We start from the raw sequence: 23,426 nt of genomic DNA on the forward strand, positions 1-23,426 counted from the left end.
ACCATGCCAAGTAATCAATATTTTATCCTGCTAACCTATACAAGCCTCATTAAAACCAACTATCTATACTGATCGCTTATCTAGACGTAAGCAATAAAAATGAATACAACATGAATAACTATTCTTAAGTTACTATTCCAACAATAGGTGTAATAAAATTACAATAACAGTCTTGACATCCAACAAAATGCTATAAAACAACAGCTTTATGAGTATAAAAGTCCATAATCAATCTCCAGACAAAACAAAACCTATATAAATCAACATCTTGATATTTGTAATTTTATTACGAGCAAAAGCTCTATTTGCATTGACGTTTGTGCTTTTTACGTTTAAAGTTAGGGGTTCCTCTTGGGCTTAAGTAGAGTATTTATGCATTTTTAGTATAATTCTATTCTTTTTAACTCTATAACCAAGCAGGCATTTTATATTTAGGAGAACAACAATGCAGCTTTATGATCACAACTATCAAAAAGACAACTGTGGCTTTGGCTTAATTGCACATCAACATGGTGAAACAAGCCATAAGCTTGTCAAAACGGCTATTTCAGCGCTTGACCGTATGCAACATCGTGGCGGTATCGCGGCTGATGGTAAAACCGGTGATGGTTGTGGTTTATTAATGCAAAAACCTGATACTTTTTTCAGAGCTGTTGCCGAAGAAAACAAGTGGCAATTAGGGAAAAAGTACGCCGTAGGCATGATTTTCCTCAATCCAGATATTGATATAGCCAATAACTCAAAAAGAATTTTAGAAGAAGAATTAGCCAGAGAAACGCTAACGCTAGTTGGCTGGCGTGAAGTTCCGACGAATAAATCAATTTTAGGTGAGATCGCTGCGGGTAATTTACCAACAATAGAACAAATTTTTGTTGATGCACCTCCAGGTTGGAGAAATAGAGAATTAGAACGTCGCTTATATATGGCTCGTCGACGAGCTGAAAAGCGTATTAGTGACGAACGTTTCTATATTGCAAGCTTATCGTGCTTAGTGACTATTTATAAAGGCTTAATGATGCCGGTTGATCTACCAAATTTTTATTTGGATTTAGCTGATATCAGAATGCAAACCGCTATTTGTGTGTTCCATCAACGTTTTTCGACTAATACCTCTCCACAATGGCATTTAGCACAACCCTTTCGCTATCTAGCCCATAATGGGGAAATAAATACGATTAAAGGTAATCGTCAGTGGAGTCGTGCACGCACTCATCGTTTTCAAACACCACTTTTACCTGACTTGCAAGATGCAGCACCTTTTGTCAATGAAAGTGGTTCAGATTCTTCATCATTAGATAATATGCTTGAGCTATTTTTAGCTGGTGGTATGGACTTATATAGGGCTATGCGTTTACTTATGCCGCCTGCATGGGAAAACAGCCCTTTAATGGATGACGATTTAAAAGCTTTTTATGAATTTAACTCAATGCACATGGAGCCTTGGGACGGTCCTGCCGGTGTGGTAATGACTAATGGTCGCCATGTTGCCTGTAACCTTGATCGCAATGGCCTTCGCCCTGCCCGTTATGTCATTACACGTGATGGTTTTATTACCTTAGCTTCTGAAGTTGGTATTTGGGATTATGGCGAAGATGAGGTCGTAGAAAAAGGCCGTGTAGGTCCAGGTGAAATGTTAGCCATTGACACATACACAGGTAAGATATTTAGCTCTAATGAAATTGATTTAGACTTAAAATCTCGCCATCCATATCGTCAATGGCTAAATAATAACATTAGCCGCTTAGTACCCTTTGAACAATTAGACGCTAAGTTGATTGGACAACGAGTTTTCGATGATAAAGATATCGCCCAATATCATAAGTTGTTTAACTACAGCTATGAAGAAATTCAGCAAGTTATTAAAACATTAGCCGAAAATGGGCAAGAAGCTACGGGCTCAATGGGTGATGACACACCAATGGCTGTATTATCAAGCCAATCAAGAACATTATATGACTATTTCCGTCAACAATTTGCTCAAGTAACAAACCCACCTATCGATCCATTGCGTGAACGTTACGTTATGTCGTTAGGTACTTGTATTGGCCGTGAACATAACGTTTTTAATGAAACAACAGGTCATGCCGATCGTGTAATGTTCGATACCCCCATATTAATGTATACCGGTTTAAAACAATTACGAGAATTAGATCAAGCGCATTATCGTTGCGATACACTTGCTTTAAATTATGATCCTAAAGAAGGCTTAGAAGCTGCTATTAAGCGCTTATGTCAGGAAGCTGATGATCTTGTCCGTAATCAAAAGACTGTAATTTTAGTACTATCAGACCGTCAAATTGAAAAGGGATTACTGCCTATTCCTGCAGCAATGGCTGTTGGGGCAGTTCAGAAACACTTAGTTGATAACCAGCTGCGTTGTGACTCAAATATTATTGTTGAAACAGCCTCTGTACGTGATTCACATCAATTTGCCGTATTATTAGGCTTAGGCGCTACGGCTATATACCCATATCTTGCCTATGAAACTGTAGAGCAACTGGTCGAACAAGGACAAATTGATTTACCTCCTCGTGAAGCTGTACTGAACTACCGTAATGGTATCAATAAGGGCTTATTAAAGATTCTTTCAAAAATGGGGATCGCCACTATAGCAAGTTACCGCTGTGCTGGTTTATTTGAAGTTATTGGCTTAAATAAAAACATCATGCAATTATGTTTCCCTGATTTACCGAGCCGAATTCAAGGTGCTGACTTTGTAGATATAGAACAAGATAATATAAATCTAGCGCGTAAAGCCTTTTTACCTCATCAAAAAATGAGTCATGGCGGATTATTAAAATATGTGCATGGTGGCGAATATCACTCCTACAATCCCAATGTAGTGACCTACTTACAAGAAGCTGTGCGTTCAGGCGATTATATTAAATATCGTAAATTTGCCGATGAAGTTAATAATCGCCCAACAGCTACATTACGTGATTTAATTGCGCTTAAAGAAGATACAACACCAATTTCCTTAAACCAAGTTGAACCTGATAGTGAACTTTTTAAACGCTTTGATAGCGCCGCCATGTCTATTGGCGCACTAAGCCCAGAAGCGCATGAAGCACTTGCTATTGCCATGAATCGCTTAGGCGGTTTTTCAAACTCTGGTGAAGGTGGTGAAGATGAACGTCGCTTTGGTACGGTTAAGAACTCTCGAATTAAGCAAATTGCTTCTGGTCGATTTGGTGTAACACCTCATTATCTAGTTAATGCAGATGTATTACAAATCAAAGTAGCGCAGGGCGCAAAACCGGGTGAAGGTGGACAGTTACCTGGCGATAAAGTAACACCGTTAATTGCTAAATTGCGCTTTTCAGTGCCTGGCGTTACCTTAATATCTCCACCACCACATCATGATATTTATTCAATTGAAGATTTAGCGCAATTAATTTTTGATTTAAAACAAATCAATCCCAAAGCCGTTATTTCTGTCAAATTAGTATCAGGTCCAGGCGTTGGCACAATAGCCTCAGGGGTTGCAAAAGCTTATGCTGACTTTATCACTATTTCTGGTTATGACGGTGGTACAGGGGCTAGTCCACTCACATCAGTAAAATATGCGGGATGTCCATGGGAATTAGGTTTAGCTGAAGCTCATCAATCACTTGTGACTAATGGTCTACGCCATAAAGTACGCTTACAGGTTGATGGCGGCTTAAAAACCGGCTTAGATATTGTAAAAGCGGCTATATTAGGGGCTGAAAGTTTCGGTTTTGGCACAGCTCCAATGATTACACTTGGATGCAAATTCTTACGTATCTGCCATTTAAATAACTGTGCGACAGGTGTCGCAACTCAAGATGAAGTATTGCGCGAGCAATTTTTTAAAGGTCTACCTGACCAAGTAATGAATTATTTCAAGTTCATCGCTCATGATGTACGAGAAATTCTAGCAAAGCTTGGCGTTGAAAGTTTAACCGCATTAATTGGCCGCACCGATTTATTAGTGCCACTAGCAGGTATCAGTGCTAAACAACAGAAGCTCGATTTATCACCAATTATCGCGCCAGTAGTTGCAAGCGAAAATACAGCATTACATCAAACTGAAGACAACATTCCTTTTGATAAAGGGCAGTTAAATCAGGATATGCTAGCCGCAGCAGTAGATGCTGTTGCACATAGCTCTGGTGGTTTATATCGTTTCACCATTCAAAACACAGATCGCTCAGTTGGTGCCACTTTATCAGGCGAAATTGCTCGCCAGCATGGCGATCAAGGTATGGCTGCCAACCCTATCAAGTTTGAATTGACCGGTACAGCAGGACAAAGCTTCGGCGTATGGAATGCAGGCGGTTTAGAACTGACCTTAACCGGTGATGCTAACGACTATGTAGGTAAAGGTATGACAGGCGGAAAGTTAACCATTAAGCCACCAAAAGGTGTTGCTTATGTTAGTCATAAAACCATGATTATGGGCAATACTTGTTTATATGGCGCAACAGGTGGACATTTATACGGATGTGGTCGTGCCGGTGAACGCTTTGCCGTTCGTAACTCTGGTTGCCATGCTGTAATTGAAGGTACTGGCGATCATGCTTGTGAATATATGACCGGCGGTATTGTCACTATATTAGGCCAAATTGGCGTTAACTTTGGTGCAGGTATGACCGGTGGATTTGCCTATGTACTTGATGAGAATGATGATTTAGACATTCGTTTAAATAAAGAATCTATCGAAAGCCTTGCAATTGCTGATTTAACCATTCATCAAGAGCATTTACGTGGCATTATCAACCAACATTTCGAAGAAACGGGTAGTTTGCGCGCTCAGGAAATTCTAGCGAGTTTTGATTCTTACGCGTCGAAATTTAAATTGGTTAAACCTACGGCAACTGATGTAAAAACCTTACTAGGCCATCGTAGTCGTTCATCTGCAGAACTTCGCGTTCAAGCACAGTAGTTCCTAGAGAATGCGAATTGAGGAAGAAACAGTATGAGTAAAAATGTATATCAATTTATCGATGTCAAACGTATCGATCCGCCTAAAAAGGCGTTGGAATCGAGAAAAATCGATTTTGTTGAAATTTATCAGCCAATGGGCGAAGTGCAAAGTGCAGGGCAAGCTGATCGTTGTTTAGATTGTGGTAACCCTTATTGTGAATGGAAATGTCCAGTTCATAATTATATTCCACAATGGTTAGAGTTAGTTACCGAAGGTAAAATAATTGAAGCGGCTGAATTATGCCATGAAACTAATAGTTTACCTGAAATGTGTGGTCGAGTTTGTCCACAAGATAGATTGTGTGAGTCGGCTTGTACCTTAAATGATGAATTTGGTGCTGTCACTATCGGTAATATTGAAAAATATATAACCGATACCGCCTTTGATCAAGGGTGGACGCCTGACTTATCGCAAGTCGTTAAAACCGGTAAACGTGTTGCTGTTGTTGGTGCAGGCCCAGCAGGCCTTGCTTGTGCAGATGTATTAACTCGTAATGGTGTTGAAAGTGTAGTTTTTGATCGCCATGCTGAAATTGGCGGCTTATTAACTTTCGGTATACCGTCCTTCAAACTAGAAAAAGACGTGATCGTTCGTCGCCGTAAAATATTTGAAGGTATGGGTATAGAGTTTCGTTTGAATACAAATGTGGGTGTTGATATTACCTTTGACGAATTAAGTAATGAATTCGACGCAGTATTTTTAGCATTAGGTACCTATACCGATATGAATGGTGGCTTTGAAAATGAGTCAGCCCCAGGTGTTTATAATGCGTTAGATTTTCTCATAGGAAATACCCAAAATATAATGGGCATTACCGAAAATGCTAAGCCTTATGTTAACTTTGCAGATAAAAAAGTTGTGGTACTTGGCGGTGGTGATACCGCGATGGATTGTGTGAGAACCTCTATCCGTCAAGGTGCTAGCAAAGTAACATGTGCATATCGTCGAGACCAAGAAAATATGCCAGGCTCCCCCCGTGAAGTACAAAATGCGAAAGAAGAAGGGGTTAACTTCGAATTTAATATCCAGCCGCTGGATATTGCAGTAGATGATAAAGGCCAAACTGTTGGTGTCAAGTTTGTAAAAACGCAACTTGGTGCGCCAGATGTCAACGGTCGTCGTAATCCAGAGCCGATAAAAGATTCTGAATTTATTATGGAAGCTGATGCTGTTGTTATCGCTTTTGGTTTTTTACCTAGCCCTCCACAATGGATGAAAGATGCTGGCGTCGAGCTTGACTCACGAGGTCGTGTGATCGCAGTTGAAAATAGTGAATTTGCTCTACAAACATCAGCTAAAAATATTTTTGCTGGTGGTGATATGGTACTAGGCTCTGATCTGGTGGTAACCGCTGTTGATCAGGGAAGAAAAGCGGCATTAGGCATTCTAGATTATATAACCGCATAAAAATCTATAATACTTTAAAAAGCTCTAGAACTATCATTCTAGAGCTTTTTGTTATCTGCTAATTGCAAAAGTTATTTTTCATTATTCATAACGTAATGCGTCAATAGGGTCTAAGTTTGCTGCTTTGGCTGCGGGTATTATTCCAAATATCACGCCAACGCCAGCGCTAAAACCTAACGAAAGTGCTACTGCCCAGCCCGGTACTGTCGCAGCAGGTAATTCAATTAAATTACTCACCAAAGCCCCCGCGCCGTAACCTAACGCTAAGCCAATAATTCCACCAAGCAAACAAAGAAAAATAGCCTCAATAAGAAACTGCATTAAAATATCAAAACGCGTCGCACCTAAAGCTTTTTGAATACCTATTTCGCGCGTACGCTCAGTTACTGATACCAACATAATATTCATAATACCAATACCACCAACAAGTAGCGAAATACCAACTACGCCACTTAATACCATAGTGGTACTTGAGGTTAGGTTGTTAACAGTCTCTAACATTTGCTCCGCAGTACTTATTTTAAAATCGTTATTTTGCTCTTTTGCTAGATTATGATTACGCCTAAGGATATTAGTAATATGTTGCTTAACACCATCGATTTTATTGGCATCATCAACTTGCATAGAGATCATAATATCAGGCTCTTCAGCACCACCCAGTAACGCTTGCGTGGTTGAATACGGTAATAAAATATAATTATCTTGGTCAAAACCAAATATCTTACCGCGCTTTTCTAACACACCAATTATCTTAAACCATTCACCACCTATCATTAGGTATTGCCCTAAAGGATCACCTTTTATTTCTAACTTATCTAAAATTGAAGGGCCTAGAACTGCAACACGTCGACGACTTTTATCATCGCTAATGTTAAAAAATCGACCTTGTTCAGGGTAAACACCATATAACATTTGGTACGAAGAGCCTGTACCTGTTACTTGGGTTGTTGTCGACTCACCTTTATATTGTGCAACTGAATTTGCCCCCATTGCCATTACTGTTGGTGTAATGTTACTTATCCCTGGCACTTTGTGCTTTATTTCGAGAAAGTCATTATAATTGAGTTTCGCTATTTTGCCTTGTAACCGCTCTTTTTTAGGGGTGAATGAATTTACATTCAACACATTAGTGCCCATGCCATCAAACTGTTTGGTTATACTACCACTTAAGCCTTGCATAACAGACACTACAGCAATAACAGATGTCACACCAATGATGATACCCAGTGTCGTTAAAAAACTTCTAAAACCATGAGCTTTTACTGAATGTGCAGCTGCTCGGGTGCTTTCCATTAGCTTAAAGAAAAAATTAGACATAAGCCGCCTCCCTTTTTCCATCTTTCGAGGTTTTATTCAAGGTATCTGAAACAAGCTCTCCATCTTTTAGTCGAATCACACGATGGCAACGATCAGCAATTTCTTGCTCATGTGTAACCACAATCAAAGTTTGACCATCTCGATGAAGCTCATCAAATAACGCCATAATTTCAGTCGTGGTTGAAGAGTCTAAATTTCCCGTCGGTTCATCAGCTAATAATATGGCAGGGTTAGTCACTAACGCACGAGCAATTGCAACACGCTGACGTTGCCCGCCAGATAATTGATTAGGTACATGGTTCATACGATCCTTCAAGCCTACACGCGTTAACGCTTCCTGTGCTTTAATTTTTCGTTCTTTTAAAGGAATACCTCGATAAATAAGTGGTTGCATTACATTTTGTAATGCTGTTGAACGAGGTAATAAGTTAAAACTCTGAAATATAAATCCAATTTCTAAGTTGCGAATACCGGCAAGCTCTGACTCGTCCATGTGAGCAACATCTTTGCCTTTTAATATGTATTCGCCTGACGTAGGATAATCTAGACAACCAAGTAAATTCATCAGCGTTGACTTGCCAGACCCTGACGGGCCAATGATCGCTAAGTAATCATTTTGAAAAATATCTAAATCAAGTTGGTTTAATGCATAAAATGCTTCTCCCCCCATCACATAACGTTTAGCTATTTTCTTTAATGCGATAATAGTGTTTTTCTTATCCGGTGAGCTTTGAGCTATATCCGGTACAGTCACTTGAGACTCATTCATCATTAAGCCTCTTTTTTAGCTACTTTAACTAAGCTACCGTCTTTTAATTTACTCAATGTTCTTGCGGGGCCTGTTATGACTTTATCCCCTTCTTTTATACCTGATAAAATTTCTTGATAGCGATCATTTGAAATGCCTAATTCAATTTCTACTTTTTTAGCTTTTTCGCCTTCAACTATATAAACAAAGCTTTGTTCTTCAACATGACGTTTATCATTATCTTCAGAATCATCATCTTCCGTTTGTTTATCAGAGTCTTCCGGTTTTAAAAAGACAATAGACTCACTCGGTACTGCTAATGTTTTATCTTTAGTTTGCGTAAATATTTCTGCGCGACAACTCATACCAGGGCGAACAGCAACTTGAGCGGAATCATCCAACAGTATTTTAACTGTAAAGCTTAAGCCTTGGCGTCCTGCTGCTCGTTTTGCAGATGTTGCTATATTTTGCACAGTACCTTTCAAGGCTTCGTCTGGAAAGGCAACAGCAAAAATATCAGCTTCTTGCCCTACCTCAATGTTAGCTATATCGGCTTCATCTACTTGAACTTCAATAAGGATAGAAGAAGGATCCGCTAAAGTAATTAAGTTTGAACCTGAAATATTAGTTGTACCACTGATCGCTGTTTCACCTTTTTTAATATCAACCGAAGTTGCAATACCATCAATTGGTGATCTAAATACCGTTTTATCTAAGCGCTCTTGTGCTTTGTCTAACGAGGCTTGAGCTTGTAAAAGAGATTCTTCACGTGAGCGTAAATCTATTTTTGCTAAAGCAAATTCATTATCAATGAGTTCATAAGCATCCTGCCCAATGATTGCTAATTTATAAAGCTCATGTTTTCTTTCCCATTGAGAGGCTAAATTTTCAAGCTGCTTTTGTTGACGTTCGATGGCTATGGTTTGCAGACGAACATAAGCTTCTTGTTGTTCAACATCAGCTTTAAAGGTTCTTGGCTCAAGACGCATTAAAATTTGCCCTTTAACGACTTCATCACCTTCTTCAATTAACATTTCTTTTACTTGACCAATCACTTCTGATCGTAACTGAACCTGTTCTTTATAAACAAGCGTGCCCGAAGCTAGAATTGAGCGTTTAATATTTTCTGCTTGAACTTGTTCAACTTTAACCTCTACGGCTTGTTCTTTGCCCGCTTTTTTAAAATAGGCTAGAGCTACAAGCGCAGAAACAACCGCAATTATAATTAGTGCTTTTTTCATTAGAGTAACCAGATGTTTTTGAATGAACTGCCTAATGCTTTACAAATAGCATCAGGCAACCATTGAGCTTGACTAAAGTTGAACTTACAGGACGATATAAAGCGCCCATAAACCATAGATAATGACTGTTGGGATAACCGCTAATATTACCGCTTTTTTAGTTGCTATATTCAGCCAAGTTTTTAAGCCAATACACGCTAATGTGATCACCCAAAATGTGAATAAATTTATACCTTCTAGAAAGTTAAACCATGCACTAGATTGATCAAGAGAGAAAATCAAACTATTTAAACTTGTTGGTTGTAGATCATTCATTGATATATTGCTATCAGCAGCAAATAAAAGCACCAAGATAGACGCTAATGAACTAATAACCATTGGCATACTTGTCCACCAGGTAAATGCATACCAATCTTTAAAGCCATATTCATTTTTTGCTGTAACCTTTGTCGCCAGTAAGTAATATAAGGCACTTAATAAATTAACAACTACGAGTGTAATGGCTACTGAAACTATTGTTTGTATCATTGCGCTGGTCGCATCTGGCTCTGACGAAGCCGCTTTTAATTCTTCAAACGACATTCCTGTCATTGAAGCCGCTTGCTCTAAGGATTGATCTTGAAACCAATCAATATCAACAATGCTAAAATAATGAACAAATACGACAGAGGTCATACCTATTACTAAAAAGAAAGGTAACCACGCCCAACCTTTTTTATCTTTAACTGTAGAAAACGCACTTGTTGGCGCCATTAACATATCTAAACATGCTTGAATTGGATTTGCAGACATTTTTATAGAACCTCTTTTAATTAATTTCCATATATAACAGTAGCCATTATTGGTTTTTGTCTAGTTAAAATTTGTACTGTTTTTATTTCAATTCGCTAAACTCTCTTGTAAAAAATTAGACTTCAATGAGTCGATAGCGTTTTAAACACTTAAATAAAATAACCACAATGACATATTATGTCAAAGTTTTATCTTAATAAATGCTTTTATTTCCGATAAGTAGTCTAAGAAAAATAACATTTATTACAATTTTTTATAAAAAAATTAACATTTATTAATAATAAAAAAGCTACATTATGACCAATGTAGCTTTAATAAATTTAAAACCATTACAACATACTGTTATAAAATGATTTTTCCTATGAAGTAGGAATATAAATAAATTTAAACCATATCTTCAAAAGGATTGTGATTAGGTAATTTAATGGCTTGTGCAAATGTTGGCAGGTTAATTTGATCAGTAGTAATGTCAATCGCCGAATCTTCAACTAAGCCATCTCCGAACCGATAAATTAATTCAAAATTTCCTAAGTCTGCTTTCTCTTGATATTGCTGCTGTGCAATTTTGACCTGCTCATGTTTATCAAAATAAGCATTCATCGCCGCTTTGCCATAACGCTTTTCCATCATATTCAGTGTAACTTTATCGGAAAAAATAGTCGCCGTAGCGTTATTGCCGCCAAAACCTTTTGAATTTATAAAAGCAACATCCATATCTTGGCATTGCCAATGATCTGTCGCAATATTTAAACGCTCTGCATAAACATCATCTGCCACTTTATCAATAGTATTAATACCCGGCATAATATTATGGGCAAAAATCCCTAACGCCCAAGCAACTTGATCACCACTGGCAGGGCCAATGGTGTGCCCAACATAAGCTTTAGGTGCTGCAATAGGCCAACTCGTAATATCGAAACTACGCGCAATCCGATCGTAAATTAACGACTCTGTTACTCTATTCTGTGGTGTACTTGAACCATGTGCAAGAATAAAACTACGCTGTTGGACAGCTTCTTCACCCAATATATTTTTTGCTAAAGCGACTGACTTAGCCATAGTAATATAGTTACCAGGACCTGGAGCCGTAATAGACTTTTTAATACCATCTGCATTAGTAAATACATCAGCAACAGAGCCTAATACATCAGCGCCTAACTCTAATGTTAAGCTGTCATCCATAATCACTAAAAACTGCGCGGCTTCACCAATAGTAAAGCCACAGTTATTGCCAAAAGGTCGACTGGTGCGACGATGATCGACACTATCGGTATTATCTAGTTTTTTAAGACCTTCTTCGTTCGCAAGCGCACTCATATTACCAAAACCTTCGATAACTTCTGGCGTAATTGCACAATCGTTACTTCCAACAATCGCTAATCGAATACGTCCAGCTTGAATGTCATTAACTGCTGCTTTTAAATTATATAAAAAAGTTGCACAAGCGCCTGTTGAAGTGAAAGTAGTACCCACACTGCCAGTGACATAAGCATTAATAAAATCAGTTGACATGGTATTAAGCCCCAATGCCAAATTTTTAGTGGAAACACGCTCACCTTTTTGACGGTTTTGCATCATACCACCAAGTCCTTCAGCCTGTGTCTGTCCAAATACTGAAGCGGAATAGGTGCCTATTTCGTCTGGGCTCACTTTTGCCGCAATCTCTTGCCAGCTAAAACCAGTTGAATGAATTGCATCAGCGGCCCCAAAAATAGTCGCTTGTAAGCCACGTGGCTGATAACGAGAGTTATAAAGGCTTGCGGGATCAAAACCTGTAGGAAATTGCCCTGCCGCTTTAATTGGATTATCGCGTACAGAGTCTTGCTTAAGGGATAATTCTCCTTGAATTTCAACACGTACTCTTTTATCACCTAGTTCTGTTACTTTCCAAGTTCTAGGTAGAGGAGTAGGTAAATCACGTAATGCCGTTTCAAAGCAAATAGCGTGCTCTGTTGATTGAATAGTGAGTTTTTGTTGCCATGGGGTAGCGTCTGGATCAAAGTGCTCTTTTTCAATTTTACGAATGAGTGTACCTGCTAATATTTGCTCACCAAATTTAGCTTCAACTTCATTACGTGCATAAGCATTATCTTGTTGATCAAGTAATTGGCCATTTTCACAACGCAGAATATTCATCAAGGTCGCTAAACCCACAAAAGTTTCTTCTCGTGCTTCAGCATTAAGCTTATCGATCACAATACGGCGAAAGCCTTGGTGAAACGATGTACGGCCAGCAGCATTAATGCCTCCCATACCAACAATAACAGGTAACGCAGTCATTCTTTATATCTCTTATTTTTTTATCATCTAATAACGCTAGTTTAAGCTGAAAGTACAAATAATAATTATTATAATAAGCCAAAAAATATGCCATTATGGCCAAAAAACAAGTTACTTGGTTAAGCATGATGAATTCAAAACGCAAACTAATCACAATATCATTAATTTTGTATGATCACATGTTAGCCACGAGTGTCAGTTTACCCGTGGAGATGTTAAGAGCAGGTGAAGCAATCGCTTTTCAAGAAGATAGATCTGCACCTAAACTCAATATTCAAATGGTTGCTGAGAGTAATAAGGCAGTATCAACTCGTTCTTTGATTAAACTTATACCTGATGTTGATGTTGAGCACGCAACTTTGCCAGACTATGCATTTATTCCTAGCTTATGGCGTAACCCTCGTCCAGCATTAAGTAAAAATCCAAAGTTAATCGCTTGGCTTAATAATATTTGGCAAAAAGGCTCTACATTGATAGGCGGCGGAACTGGTGTCTGTTTTATGGCAGAATCAGGGGTTCTAGATCGCCACTCTGCCACTACACATTGGCATTATGTAGACCAATTCAGACGTGATTACCCTAGAGTTGAACTAAAGCCAGACTTTTTTATTACTCAATCAGATCGTATTTACTGTGCAGCAAGTTTAAATGCATTAGCTGATATTGTAGTCCATATAATTTTTGAAATTTATGGAAGAAATGCCGCTCAGCACGTTGAACGTAATTTCTCACACGAGATAAGAAAACCCTATGAACAGCAACGCTATTTAGAAGGAGCCGTGGATCGTCATCCAGATGAACTTATCAGCCAAATTCAATTTTGGATGCGTACTAATCTCAATGCTAATCTTACAATGAATCAACTTGCTCAACAGTTTGGTATTAGCCAGCGAACATTAACACGCAGGTTTAAAGCCGCTAATGGTATTAATGCCGTTAAATTTTGGCAACGGCAAAAGATTGAAATGGCAAAAGAATTGTTGTCTTCAAGTAATTTATCAATTCAAGAAATTTCATATCAGGTAGGTTACCAAGATCAAGGACAACTCACGCGACTCTTTAAGCAAGAGCTTGATTTAACACCTAGAGAATATCGCGCAACTGTTAGAAAGAAACTATTCTCATCTGATTGAAGTAAAACAAATTACTAGCAAAATTCTTTTTGTAAACACTCGATTAGCACTAAAATCGATGGATTGCCAATACGATAATAAATCGTTTGTGATTCACGTCGCGTTTCAACTAAACCATCAGCACGCAAACGCGCTAGATGCTGTGACAAACTTGACTGACTTAAATCTATCTGAGCGTTAATTTCACTGACTGACATTTCTTGCTGGCCTAAATGACATAAAATTAATAGTCGATTGGCATTACTCATTGCTTTTAATAATTCTGCCGCTTTAGTCGCATGTTTTCGAATTTCAGCTATATCTATATCAGTTGCTTTTGTCATTTCATTCTCGGTTTTATACACGATTTGATAAATTCTATTTCATATTACATTAGATAGTGCTAATATAAAAGTACATTAGTAAAACCTAATATATAATTTTTAATGAGGTTTAGTTTGAATTATACAAAAATCTTAAATTTTGCGCTAAATCAGCCAAAAGTAATTTACTCTTTTGTGCTGCTATTAACTTTAGCAAGTTTAGTCATGATGCCAAATTTAACTATTGATACTGATCCAGAAAACATGCTCAGTAGCGATAATGCCGCTCGATTGTTCCATAATCAAACCAAACAAGATTTTAACATGCACGACATGATTGTTGTCGGTGCCATAAGTAAAAAATCTATTTTCACCCCCGACAATTTAGCCGCATTAAAAACACTTTCAGATCAAATCACAAATATTGACGGCGTGATCAGTAAAGATGTCTTATCTCTTTCTGAAGTAGACAATATTACACAAGAAGTAAGTGGCGGCATTCGTTTTGAATACTTAATGAAGCAAGCGCCGCAAACACAAGCAGCAAGTAGTGCTTTACAACTCGCCATTAAGCGTTTGCCAATGCTTGATAACACCTTAGTATCAGGTGATGGAAAAGCGATAGCGATATATGTGCCACTTACTAAAAAAGAATTAAGTTACACCGTTGCAGAACTTATCAGATCATATACGAATGAATTAACAATAGATTTAGACTTTCATATAACCGGCTTACCCATTGCCGAAGATCAATTTGGTTATGAAATGTTTGTACAAATGGGAGTCGCAGCCCCCTTAGCAGGTTTAGCTATTTTTATTTTACTTTGGTATTTTTTCCGTAATTTTGCACTTATTTTAGCACCTATGATAGTTGCTATGGCTACGGTCATTATTATCATGGGCACCTTAATTGGTATGGGTTTTACCGTTCATATTATGTCTTCGATGATTGCTATTTTTTTAATGCCTATTGCTGTTGTAGATTCGGTTCACATTCTTTCAGAATTTGCTGAAAAATATAAGCCTGGTGCAAACGCAAAAGAAGTCGTTAAGAAAGTAATGAAGCATTTGTATACACCAATGCTATTTACCTCTATTACTTCTGCTGTAGGTTTTTATTCACTGCTTCTCACTCCAATCCCGCCAGTCAAAATATTCGGCGCATTTATCGGTTCCGGTATTTTATTAGCATTTATATTAACCGTGGTTTTCTTACCTGTTTATTTATCACGCTTGAGTGACAAGAACCTAAATAAATTACAACTCGCTATAGCTCGCATGGAGCAAAAAGGCCGTTTATCGTCAAGCTTAGAGAAAATTGGAGTATTTGCCTCCACAAAAACTAAATTCATTTTAATTGCAGCCATAGCGATATTTGCGTTGAGTGCACTTGGTGTAAGCAAAATAGTAATAAACGATAACCCCATCAATTGGTTTAAAGCCGATCATGAGATACGTGTAGCAGATAAGGCATTAAATGCTCACTTTGCAGGCACTTATGATATTTGGCTAGTGTTTAAAGAAACCGACAATTCTCATATAAGCGCGACAAAAGAATTTCTCATCAACTTTCAGGGATTAAAATCAAAAGGATTAGAAGCTAAAGCGCTTGAGACCTATTTAGCAAGTAAAGAAAATCAAGAGCAATTATTTAGTCAAGAGTTATTAATACTTCTTGATGACCTGACATTTAGCGCAGATCCAAGCTTTGAACAAGAATTAGCTGAATTATACAAGTTAGCTGAAACAAGTCATAACCAAAATAAGCTCTTTATTCAGCCCGATATGCTAAATTGGCTAGCGCAATTACAACTAGCAATTAACAATACTGATTTTGTAGGTAAAACCAATGGCTTAGTTGATATAGTTAAAACAGTAAATAGAGAGTTACACTCCGGAGAAGCAAAAGACTTTAGCATCCCAACGAGCCCTGAAGGTGTTGCCCAAACATTATTACAGTATCAATCATCTCACCGTCCCGATGATTTATGGCACTTTGTTTCTAAAGATTACCAACAATCGTTGTTATGGTTACAAATGACTAGTGGTGATAATCAACATACAACAAAAGTAGTAAATTGGGTGAAAAATTATATTGATGAACATCCAGCTCCTGTCGCCTTAGACATCGACTGGGCAGGTAAGTCTTACCTTAATATTGTATGGCAAGATGCTATGGTTAACGGCATGCTCAGTAGTCTAATGTCTTCATTTGTCATTGTATTTTTAATTATGGTAGTGCTATTTCGCTCCTTCAAATATGGAATTTTAGCAATGCTACCGTTAACGTTTACCATTACCATGATTTACGGCCTTATTGGTTGGGTTGGTAAAGCTTATGATATGCCAATAGCAGTATTGTCAGCATTAACTCTTGGCTTATCTATTGACTTTGCAATTCACTTTTTACAACGCGCACGAGAATTAGAAAAAGAAACAGGTAGCTTAAAAACAGCATTAACAGCGATGTTTCAAGAGCCTAGTAGAGCAATATCACGTAATGCAATAGTCATTGCCGTAGGCTTTACACCATTATTATTATCACCACTAGTGCCATATATCACTGTTGGCTTTTTCTTAGCGAGCATTATGGCATTATCGGCATTAGTAACTTTGGTATTATTACCTAGTTTAATGATGACACTGTCAGGCGAGAAATTAGAAGCTAATTAGCAAGGTAATAAGCATTAAAAGATAGAGGAGTTATTCATGAAAAATTTATTTTGGGGATTAAGTATTTTATTGCTTGCAAGTCCCAGTCTGTTTGCTGAAACATTAACTGATGTTAATCAAATAATCCAAAAATCAAATTTAGCGTCTTATTACGCCGGTGATGATGGTCGAACGCAGGCTCGTATGATTATTGTTGACAGCCAAGGCAATAAACAAATGCGACAATTCACAATTTTGCGTAAAGATAAAGCCGACTTGGGCGACCAAGAAATGTTGGTGTTTTTTTCACGACCGAGTGACGTTAATGGTACTGTTTTTAGGGTCACAAAAAAAGTAAACAGTGATGATGACCGTTGGTTATATTTACCCGCTCTTGATTTAGTTAAACGGATCTCCGCTGGAGATAAACGTACTTCATTTGTAGGCGCCCATTTTTTCTATGAAGATGTATCTGGACGCAACCCAGCAGAAGATAACTTTACTTTAATAAGTAGTGATAATGGTCTTTATACCATCAAAGCAATTCCCAAAGATCTCACCACTGTAGAGTTTTCATGGTACAAAGCAGAAATAGATACAAAAACGTTTATCCCAATGAAAGTCACTTATTTTAATGAAAAAGATGAAGCAATTCGCCAAATGCAAGTATTAGACACACAAGTTATTGATGGCTATACAACGGTAATGCATTCAAAAATTATCGATTTAACAAACGATAGTTTCACTGAAATGCAGTTTCGAGGTGTGCAATATAATTTAGGAATTGAAGACAATATCTTCTCAGAGCGCAGTTTACGAACACCACCTAAACAATGGTTAAGATAAGTTTAAAGGATTTATAGTGAATATAAGGTTTAAACATCACTTATTTATTAGCTTAATAATTTTGATATTGTCGAGCCAAACTACATTTGCTCAAGAAACAGTTAATAAGCGTGATTTATCATCAGATAATGAAAAAAAGATTAAAAACACCTTAACAAATGATGCTTGGGCTGATGACGTTTGGGGAGATGATGCCTGGGCAGAAGAACAAAAATCACCTTGGGCACTAAGAGGTTTTATCGAAGTTGGTTATGGGACTTTTACCCAAGATAATATTATTGACGCTACGCAATCATTAAGTGAATTAACCACACGCTTTGAAGTCGATTATCAGCACGACAGTTTTGACATCGCCGCTAAAGCTGATGTTAGATATGATGATGTACTCAATAAAACCCTGTGGGATACCCGTGAACTCAATATCGCTTTTAGTCCGTTAAATAATCTCGATGTTAAATTAGGTCGGCAGGTGTTAACTTGGGGTACGGGTGACTACTTATTTTTAAATGATTTGTTTGCTAAAGACTGGCAATCATTTTTTTCTGGTCGCGACGATGAATATTTAAAAGCTGCTTCGGATAGTATTCGAACCACCTACTACTCTCATGGTATAACGTTCGATCTCGCATGGACACCAGAGTTTACTTCAGATAAATATTTAACTGGTGAACGTTTTTCATTTTATTCACCCCAAGCATTGCAACAAGTATCCCCAGCCAGTGACTTTATAGTTAACAAAACAAATAACCCTCAATGGTCAGCACGATTAGCAACGTCAAACAACGGTATTGAATATGCTATTTATGGTTATCATGGCTATTGGACAACGCCCGTAGGTTCAAAAATCACACCAACGGGGCAAATGGCAGCCTATTTTCCCAAGTTAAATTCATGGGGGGCAAGTGTAAGGATGCCCTTAGTTTCTGGCATTTTTAATGCCGAATATGCCGCATACAATAGTAGTGAAGATTACGCAGGCACAAATCCTTTTATTGCTAATAGTCAACATAGAATACTTTTGGGGTACGAAAGCGAGGTGGTTAAAGACTTAACCACCAGCGTGCAATATTATGTGGAAAAAACACGCCAATACCACAACTTAATCCAATCAAGTTCAACGCCCAACCTGCTTGTAGATGAATATCGTCAACTTCTTACATTACGCTTAACCTACATGACAATGCAGCAAAAACTCATTTATTCATTCTTTAGTTTTTATTCGCCTAGTGATCATGATGGCTATATAAAACCATCTATTACATACCGTTATAGTGACCAATATCGTTTTTCTTTAGGTGCAAATTTATTTTTTGGACAAGAAAAATATTCATTTTTTGGTCAGCATCAAACCAATAGTAATTTATGGTTACGTGCTAAACTCACTTTTTAATTAAGCTATTGTCTTCAGCTGGCAAGGCCGATGATTTAAAACGCACATAATCATCGGTTGTTGCCGTATCATGGCATTCTGCCCTCAGAGTTATTTCATCATTACCATTTAACCGATCTAATACAAAGTAACTTTTGCGGCAAAAAAGCGATATAATTGGTAAGTTAGATAAGCGCTCTTCAAAATAATTGTTTAGCGCTTTATTGCTTGGCATCTTGTCATTAGAGGTTCCATCTGAGCGCTCTTGTCGACCTCCTCTTGCTTCTCGCTCTCCCCTACCTTTTCCTTGACGCTCACCTTTTTTATTACCTGCTTTTTGATCATTACGTTTCTCATTTATCACAAATACCGAAAATTCAAAGACTTTTGAACCGTCACTTTTAATTTCTGTATGAAGAGATTCACGTAAATTAGGTTTTTTAGTCGAAGTACAGGCGCTTATAGAAATAACCATAAGTAAGAGTAATAAGTTTTTCATAAAAAAGTACACAAGTAAGTAATAACTTTAGCTTACCTGATCTAATGTAAATTTGTGTAAATACGTAAAATTTCTTTTTACACATGCAAACATTTCAATTAATTACTTGTCACCGTTGTATAGCAAAGGCAAACTATGACAAGAAATAATCCATTAACTTGATTTAGGAACCTCATGAGTCAATTATCAGCCGCAACAAACCAAATACAGCAAATGTTAAGTTTACAAGACGCAATGAATTCACGAGTGAGTGAAACATGGCGTGAAAATAATTATGAATGGTATCGTGCCATTTGGGTTGAATGTGCGGAAATGCTAGATCATCATGGATGGAAATGGTGGAAACATCAAGAAATTGACGTGCCTCAAGTACAGCTTGAGCTTGTTGATATCTTCCACTTTGGTTTAAGTTTACGCTTAATGACCGGCGCTTCAGTTAATGAAATATCAGAGACTTTAACACAAGAATTAACCCATCAAAGCAACGAGAATGACTTTAAATTAGCACTAGAAGTACTTGCTGGCGCAGCTGTAACCAATAAAGCCTTTGATGCGACTGCCTTTGCTGATTGTATGCGTTTAATTAATATGGATTTAGATGAATTATTTCGTCAATATGTAGGCAAAAACACCTTAAACTTTTTCCGCCAAGATCATGGTTATAAAGAAGGGACTTACATTAAAATTTGGCATGGTAAAGAAGACAACGAGGTACTTGCTGAAGTTGTCCACCAACTTGACACTACCGCCGCTGATTTTCAACAGCAACTTTACCAAGCATTAGAAGATAAGTACCCAAGCTAGTATAATTTAGATATAACAAAAATCAGTTCCAATAGTTAACTCTCTGGCACAAATAATGCTTATTTAATGATAATAAAAATATTGTCAATAATTTGAATTGTCGGAGATGACTATGGAACTAATCCTATTTGCCATGATCAGCCTTGTCGTTGTTGTTGCTTTGCTAGCAAGTCGGTTAAATGATAACAGCTTCCCTTTTCCATTTGATCGTAAAAGCGCCATATTTACCCCTGCTGAAAAAAACTTTCAAAACCTTGTAGAACAGGCTATGGGGCCACAATATCGTATTGTAAACCGCGTAAGATTATCTGATATTGTCACTATTAGAAATGGAGTATCGAGCAAAGCAGGACAAACAGCTAAAGCCAATGCAGATAACAAATATTTAGACTTTGTAATTTGTGATCGCGATACCATGAAATTGCTTGGTACAATAGACCTAGTCGATACCCAAGGTAAAGGCTATAAAATGAAGAAAGACTGGTTTGTTAGTGGTGCCCTAGAAGCAGCTAGCATCCCACATATTCGCATAAAAATTAAGCCCAATTACAGTGTTGATGAAATAAAAAGCTGTATTCATAATCGTTTATTTGGGCAAGCTCCAGCGCCAATTCCAAAATTTAAAGGACGAGTTATTCCTGCCAATATGGTAAAGCCTCGTACTAAACAAGCAAATGGTGATGTAGGTGTTTTAACTGCCGCCGCAGTAACAAATGAACTCGCCGCTAATAAAAATACTGCCAATATTCCGGCACCTAGAGTGGCAGCTCTCCCCCATTAAATTTATTTACAGAACAGTTAATACCAATGCGCATAAAAAACACTCATTTTATTATGCGCATTGGTATAATCTTTTATACAGAGCAAGATTTTTTATCTAGCTCTCGCTATAATAGTGCCTTCAAACATTGATAGAGACGCTTAAATGAAAGCAGGTATTATTGGCGCAATGGAGCCAGAAGTCGCGATTTTAAAAAATAAATTAACCAATCCTCTCATTGAAACACATGCGGGCTTTACGTTTTACCAAGGACAATTAGAAGGCGTTGATGTGGTGATTGTTCAGTCTGGTATTGGTAAAGTAGCAGCTGCTCTTGCTACAGCAATTCTATTAGATCGCTATAATCCTGATTATGTCGTAAATACTGGTTCTGCTGGCGGCTTTGAACAATCTCTCAAAGTCGGCGATATTGTAATCAGCTCTGAAGTACGTTACCACGACGTCGATGTTACTGCTTTTGGTTATGAAATAGGTCAACTACCAGCCAATCCACCTGCCTATATTCCGCACTCAACACTTGTGAATGCAGCTGAAGAAAGTGCCAAGGCATTAGAGAACATTCAAACGCTAACAGGCCTTATCACAACCGGCGATACATTTATGACAAAAGATGACGATATTGCTAAAGCGCGAAATAACTTCCCAACCATGGCAGCAGTAGAGATGGAAGGTGCAGCAATTGCACACACCTGTCATCAGTTTGATATACCCTTTGTTGTTATCCGCTCAATGTCAGATATTGCGGGAAAAGAGTCCCCTATATCATTTGAGGCTTACCTGGAAACAGCATCAGTTAATTCTTCAGCTTTGGTATGTCAAATGCTCAATACACTTAAAGGTCAAACTTTAAGTTAATTATTAACATATTAAAAAAAGAAACCTTTAAAAATAAAGTTTAGCTATGATGATGTTCGATTTTTCAGCACTCCCCTCTGTTACACAAAGCGTTATCATTTTAACGACAGTAGTTGTTACTAAGTCTATTATTGGCCATTTTAGCGCTGATAATACGATGAAGTATTTCAATCACTATTGTCAGCGCTTGTCAGATAAAGTTAATAAATCAAGCAATAGCAATGACCAGCAGAAAATAGCAGGACTCATTGCGTTACTGATTACCATAGTGCCGATAGTTGTTATTTTATGGTTATTTGAAGATTTCATTGCTATTAATTGGTTATGGCAGTTCCTTCTACTTTACTTTGCCTTTGGCGACTTTAATTTAATACGCCTTAATAATAAGATAAGTCAAAAACTCCACATCAACGATAAAAAATCAGCAAGAAATTTACTAGATAACTATAGTTTACGAGATGTAGCTACGTTATCGACAATGGGATTGAGTAAAGCAACAATTGAAATGCAATTATTAAAGCATCTACAACGTCATATAGTTGTAGCTTGTTGTTTTTTAATAGTCGGGCCAATAATGGCTTTTGCTTATCGTTTAATTCTTGAAATGCATTACAGCTGGAATATCAAACTCACTAAATTTCACTATTTTGGTCAAACTAGTAACCTTATTTTACAATTAATTTCATGGTTACCGATTAGAATTTATTATTTAGCTTATTTAGCCACCACAATTGGTAATGGGTTCATCTCTCATTTTCTCCTTACGAAAGTATACTTTTTTCAACTCAATACAAATATTATCATTGCATTACATGCTTTTCGTCTGCATATTAAATTAGGTGGTGTTGCTATATATGATCACAAAAAAATACGACGATCCAGTTTTAACGATATAGGTAAAGCACCAGAGATAACAGATATTGTGAGTGCTAACAAACAGCTAATTTTAGTTAATATAATCCTTGTAATGAGTATATTAATAATAGCAACAATAAATTATTTGCCATTATTCAATCGCTAAAATAGTATAAAATTAAGCCATGATAAATTAATTGGAAACAGAAAATGAGAAATATAATCACATTACTTGTAGTACTTATGAGTTATTTTGCTAACGCATCTGACGTGCCTGTAGTATCTCAACAACAACTATTAAGTATGAAATCAGCTGAAAAAGCACCTCAATTTATAGTATTAGATGTTCGTACCGCCGAAGAATATCAACAACAACATATTGATGGGGCTATCAACATTAGTCATGATGAAATTGAAAGTAAACTTGCGACACTTAACCAATACAAAGATACTATGATTATAGTGCATTGTCGCTCGGGAAAGAGAGCTGATATAGCCGAAAATATTTTGGTTAAAAATGGGTTCTCTCAAGTAAAGCATTTAGCCGGAGATATGAATGCATGGCTAGCAGCAGATTTACCTGTAATTAGCCAATAA

Annotated in this window: 18 protein-coding genes; 11 read left to right on the top strand and 7 right to left on the bottom strand. The window is 37.4% G+C overall.

Annotation, left to right across the window (positions count from 1 at the left end; genetic code table 11):
* Positions 1–445: 445 nt before the first annotated feature.
* Both gltB and IE155_RS11705 read left to right on the top strand, forming a co-directional pair.
* A complete protein-coding gene (gene gltB / locus IE155_RS11700) occupies positions 446–4,906 on the top strand; it encodes a glutamate synthase large subunit (RefSeq protein WP_189378441.1) in 4,461 nt (1,486 codons plus the stop codon).
* A gap of 33 nt (positions 4,907–4,939) precedes the next feature.
* Positions 4,940–6,355: a glutamate synthase small subunit GltD family protein gene (locus tag IE155_RS11705; RefSeq protein WP_189378442.1), complete on the top strand. Its 1,416-nt coding sequence runs from the start codon at positions 4,940–4,942 to the stop codon at positions 6,353–6,355.
* A gap of 81 nt (positions 6,356–6,436) precedes the next feature.
* Here the strand turns inward: IE155_RS11705 and IE155_RS11710 are convergent, their stop codons facing one another.
* The 5 genes from IE155_RS11710 to IE155_RS11730 form a co-directional block, all read right to left on the bottom strand.
* On the bottom strand, positions 6,437–7,672 hold the full coding sequence (locus tag IE155_RS11710) for an ABC transporter permease (RefSeq protein ID WP_189378443.1): 1,236 nt from the start codon (positions 7,670–7,672) through the stop codon (positions 6,437–6,439).
* Positions 7,665–8,342, bottom strand: coding sequence for an ABC transporter ATP-binding protein (locus IE155_RS11715; RefSeq protein ID WP_373295370.1), 678 nt, complete (start codon positions 8,340–8,342; stop codon positions 7,665–7,667). The genes IE155_RS11710 and IE155_RS11715 overlap by 8 nt, the downstream gene beginning before the upstream one ends.
* Positions 8,343–8,443: 101 nt before the next feature.
* Positions 8,444–9,661 (bottom strand): efflux RND transporter periplasmic adaptor subunit, encoded by a 1,218-nt coding sequence (locus tag IE155_RS11720; protein ID WP_189378444.1) that lies wholly within the window; start codon positions 9,659–9,661, stop codon positions 8,444–8,446.
* An 84-nt stretch (positions 9,662–9,745) separates the two neighbouring features.
* Complete coding sequence (locus IE155_RS11725; RefSeq protein WP_189378445.1) at positions 9,746–10,453, bottom strand: YIP1 family protein; 708 nt, start codon at positions 10,451–10,453, stop codon at positions 9,746–9,748.
* 384 nt (positions 10,454–10,837) lie between these two features.
* Positions 10,838–12,733: a beta-ketoacyl synthase gene (locus IE155_RS11730; RefSeq protein WP_189378446.1), complete on the bottom strand. Its 1,896-nt coding sequence runs from the start codon at positions 12,731–12,733 to the stop codon at positions 10,838–10,840.
* 95 nt (positions 12,734–12,828) lie between these two features.
* Between IE155_RS11730 and IE155_RS11735 the strand changes: the two genes are divergently transcribed.
* Positions 12,829–13,866, top strand: a complete 1,038-nt coding sequence (locus IE155_RS11735; RefSeq protein WP_229817257.1) for a GlxA family transcriptional regulator — start codon at positions 12,829–12,831, stop codon at positions 13,864–13,866.
* 14 nt (positions 13,867–13,880) lie between these two features.
* Here the strand turns inward: IE155_RS11735 and IE155_RS11740 are convergent, their stop codons facing one another.
* Positions 13,881–14,189: an ArsR/SmtB family transcription factor gene (locus IE155_RS11740; protein WP_189378447.1), complete on the bottom strand. Its 309-nt coding sequence runs from the start codon at positions 14,187–14,189 to the stop codon at positions 13,881–13,883.
* Positions 14,190–14,393: 204 nt separating this feature from the next.
* On the opposite strand from IE155_RS11740, the gene IE155_RS11745 reads away from it, so the two are divergent.
* Genes IE155_RS11745 through IE155_RS11755 form a run of 3 tightly spaced genes read left to right on the top strand, consistent with a single transcriptional unit; the run spans position 14,394 to position 19,056 of the window.
* Positions 14,394–16,841, top strand: a complete 2,448-nt coding sequence (locus IE155_RS11745; RefSeq protein WP_229817259.1) for an efflux RND transporter permease subunit — start codon at positions 14,394–14,396, stop codon at positions 16,839–16,841.
* 36 nt (positions 16,842–16,877) lie between these two features.
* Positions 16,878–17,666: an outer membrane lipoprotein-sorting protein gene (locus IE155_RS11750; protein ID WP_189378449.1), complete on the top strand. Its 789-nt coding sequence runs from the start codon at positions 16,878–16,880 to the stop codon at positions 17,664–17,666.
* A 16-nt stretch (positions 17,667–17,682) separates the two neighbouring features.
* Positions 17,683–19,056: a hypothetical protein gene (locus IE155_RS11755; protein ID WP_189378450.1), complete on the top strand. Its 1,374-nt coding sequence runs from the start codon at positions 17,683–17,685 to the stop codon at positions 19,054–19,056.
* Here IE155_RS11755 and IE155_RS11760 read toward each other — a convergent pair.
* A complete protein-coding gene (locus IE155_RS11760; protein ID WP_189378451.1) occupies positions 19,046–19,534 on the bottom strand; it encodes a hypothetical protein in 489 nt (162 codons plus the stop codon). The genes IE155_RS11755 and IE155_RS11760 overlap by 11 nt on opposite strands.
* A 174-nt stretch (positions 19,535–19,708) precedes the next feature.
* Here IE155_RS11760 and IE155_RS11765 point away from each other — a divergent pair, with 174 nt between their 5' ends.
* The 5 genes from IE155_RS11765 (at position 19,709) to IE155_RS11785 (ending at position 23,426) form a co-directional block, all read left to right on the top strand.
* Positions 19,709–20,338 (top strand): dUTP diphosphatase, encoded by a 630-nt coding sequence (locus IE155_RS11765; RefSeq protein WP_189378452.1) that lies wholly within the window; start codon positions 19,709–19,711, stop codon positions 20,336–20,338.
* A gap of 112 nt (positions 20,339–20,450) precedes the next feature.
* Positions 20,451–21,119 (top strand): DUF2726 domain-containing protein, encoded by a 669-nt coding sequence (locus IE155_RS11770; RefSeq protein WP_189378453.1) that lies wholly within the window; start codon positions 20,451–20,453, stop codon positions 21,117–21,119.
* 144 nt (positions 21,120–21,263) lie between these two features.
* On the top strand, positions 21,264–21,974 hold the full coding sequence (gene mtnN / locus IE155_RS11775) for a 5'-methylthioadenosine/S-adenosylhomocysteine nucleosidase (RefSeq protein ID WP_189378454.1): 711 nt from the start codon (positions 21,264–21,266) through the stop codon (positions 21,972–21,974).
* Positions 21,975–22,020: 46 nt separating this feature from the next.
* Positions 22,021–22,995 carry a cobalamin biosynthesis protein CobD/CbiB gene (locus IE155_RS11780; protein ID WP_189378455.1) on the top strand — a complete coding sequence of 325 codons (975 nt, stop codon included), beginning with the start codon at positions 22,021–22,023 and terminating at the stop codon, positions 22,993–22,995.
* A gap of 44 nt (positions 22,996–23,039) precedes the next feature.
* Positions 23,040–23,426, top strand: coding sequence for a rhodanese-like domain-containing protein (locus tag IE155_RS11785; RefSeq protein WP_189378456.1), 387 nt, complete (start codon positions 23,040–23,042; stop codon positions 23,424–23,426).

Origin of the sequence: Thalassotalea profundi, assembly GCF_014653195.1 — a bacterium.
GTDB lineage: Bacteria > Pseudomonadota > Gammaproteobacteria > Enterobacterales > Alteromonadaceae > Thalassotalea_B > Thalassotalea_B profundi.

Excerpts from the sequence above, each read along its gene's own strand:
- gltB (WP_189378441.1), top strand. The coding sequence starts at position 446 with ATGCAGCTTTATGATCACAACTATCAAAAAGACAACTGTGGCTTTGGC.
- IE155_RS11705 (WP_189378442.1), top strand. The coding sequence starts at position 4,940 with ATGAGTAAAAATGTATATCAATTTATCGATGTCAAACGTATCGATCCG.
- IE155_RS11710 (WP_189378443.1), bottom strand. The coding sequence starts at position 7,672 with ATGTCTAATTTTTTCTTTAAGCTAATGGAAAGCACCCGAGCAGCTGCA.
- IE155_RS11715 (WP_373295370.1), bottom strand. The coding sequence starts at position 8,342 with ATGGGGGGAGAAGCATTTTATGCATTAAACCAACTTGATTTAGATATT.
- IE155_RS11720 (WP_189378444.1), bottom strand. The coding sequence starts at position 9,661 with ATGAAAAAAGCACTAATTATAATTGCGGTTGTTTCTGCGCTTGTAGCT.
- IE155_RS11725 (WP_189378445.1), bottom strand. The coding sequence starts at position 10,453 with ATGTCTGCAAATCCAATTCAAGCATGTTTAGATATGTTAATGGCGCCA.
- IE155_RS11730 (WP_189378446.1), bottom strand. The coding sequence starts at position 12,733 with ATGACTGCGTTACCTGTTATTGTTGGTATGGGAGGCATTAATGCTGCT.
- IE155_RS11735 (WP_229817257.1), top strand. The coding sequence starts at position 12,829 with ATGGCCAAAAAACAAGTTACTTGGTTAAGCATGATGAATTCAAAACGC.
- IE155_RS11740 (WP_189378447.1), bottom strand. The coding sequence starts at position 14,189 with ATGACAAAAGCAACTGATATAGATATAGCTGAAATTCGAAAACATGCG.
- IE155_RS11745 (WP_229817259.1), top strand. The coding sequence starts at position 14,394 with ATGATGCCAAATTTAACTATTGATACTGATCCAGAAAACATGCTCAGT.
- IE155_RS11750 (WP_189378449.1), top strand. The coding sequence starts at position 16,878 with ATGAAAAATTTATTTTGGGGATTAAGTATTTTATTGCTTGCAAGTCCC.
- IE155_RS11760 (WP_189378451.1), bottom strand. The coding sequence starts at position 19,534 with ATGAAAAACTTATTACTCTTACTTATGGTTATTTCTATAAGCGCCTGT.
- IE155_RS11765 (WP_189378452.1), top strand. The coding sequence starts at position 19,709 with ATGAGTCAATTATCAGCCGCAACAAACCAAATACAGCAAATGTTAAGT.
- IE155_RS11770 (WP_189378453.1), top strand. The coding sequence starts at position 20,451 with ATGGAACTAATCCTATTTGCCATGATCAGCCTTGTCGTTGTTGTTGCT.
- mtnN (WP_189378454.1), top strand. The coding sequence starts at position 21,264 with ATGAAAGCAGGTATTATTGGCGCAATGGAGCCAGAAGTCGCGATTTTA.
- IE155_RS11780 (WP_189378455.1), top strand. The coding sequence starts at position 22,021 with ATGATGATGTTCGATTTTTCAGCACTCCCCTCTGTTACACAAAGCGTT.
- IE155_RS11785 (WP_189378456.1), top strand. The coding sequence starts at position 23,040 with ATGAGAAATATAATCACATTACTTGTAGTACTTATGAGTTATTTTGCT.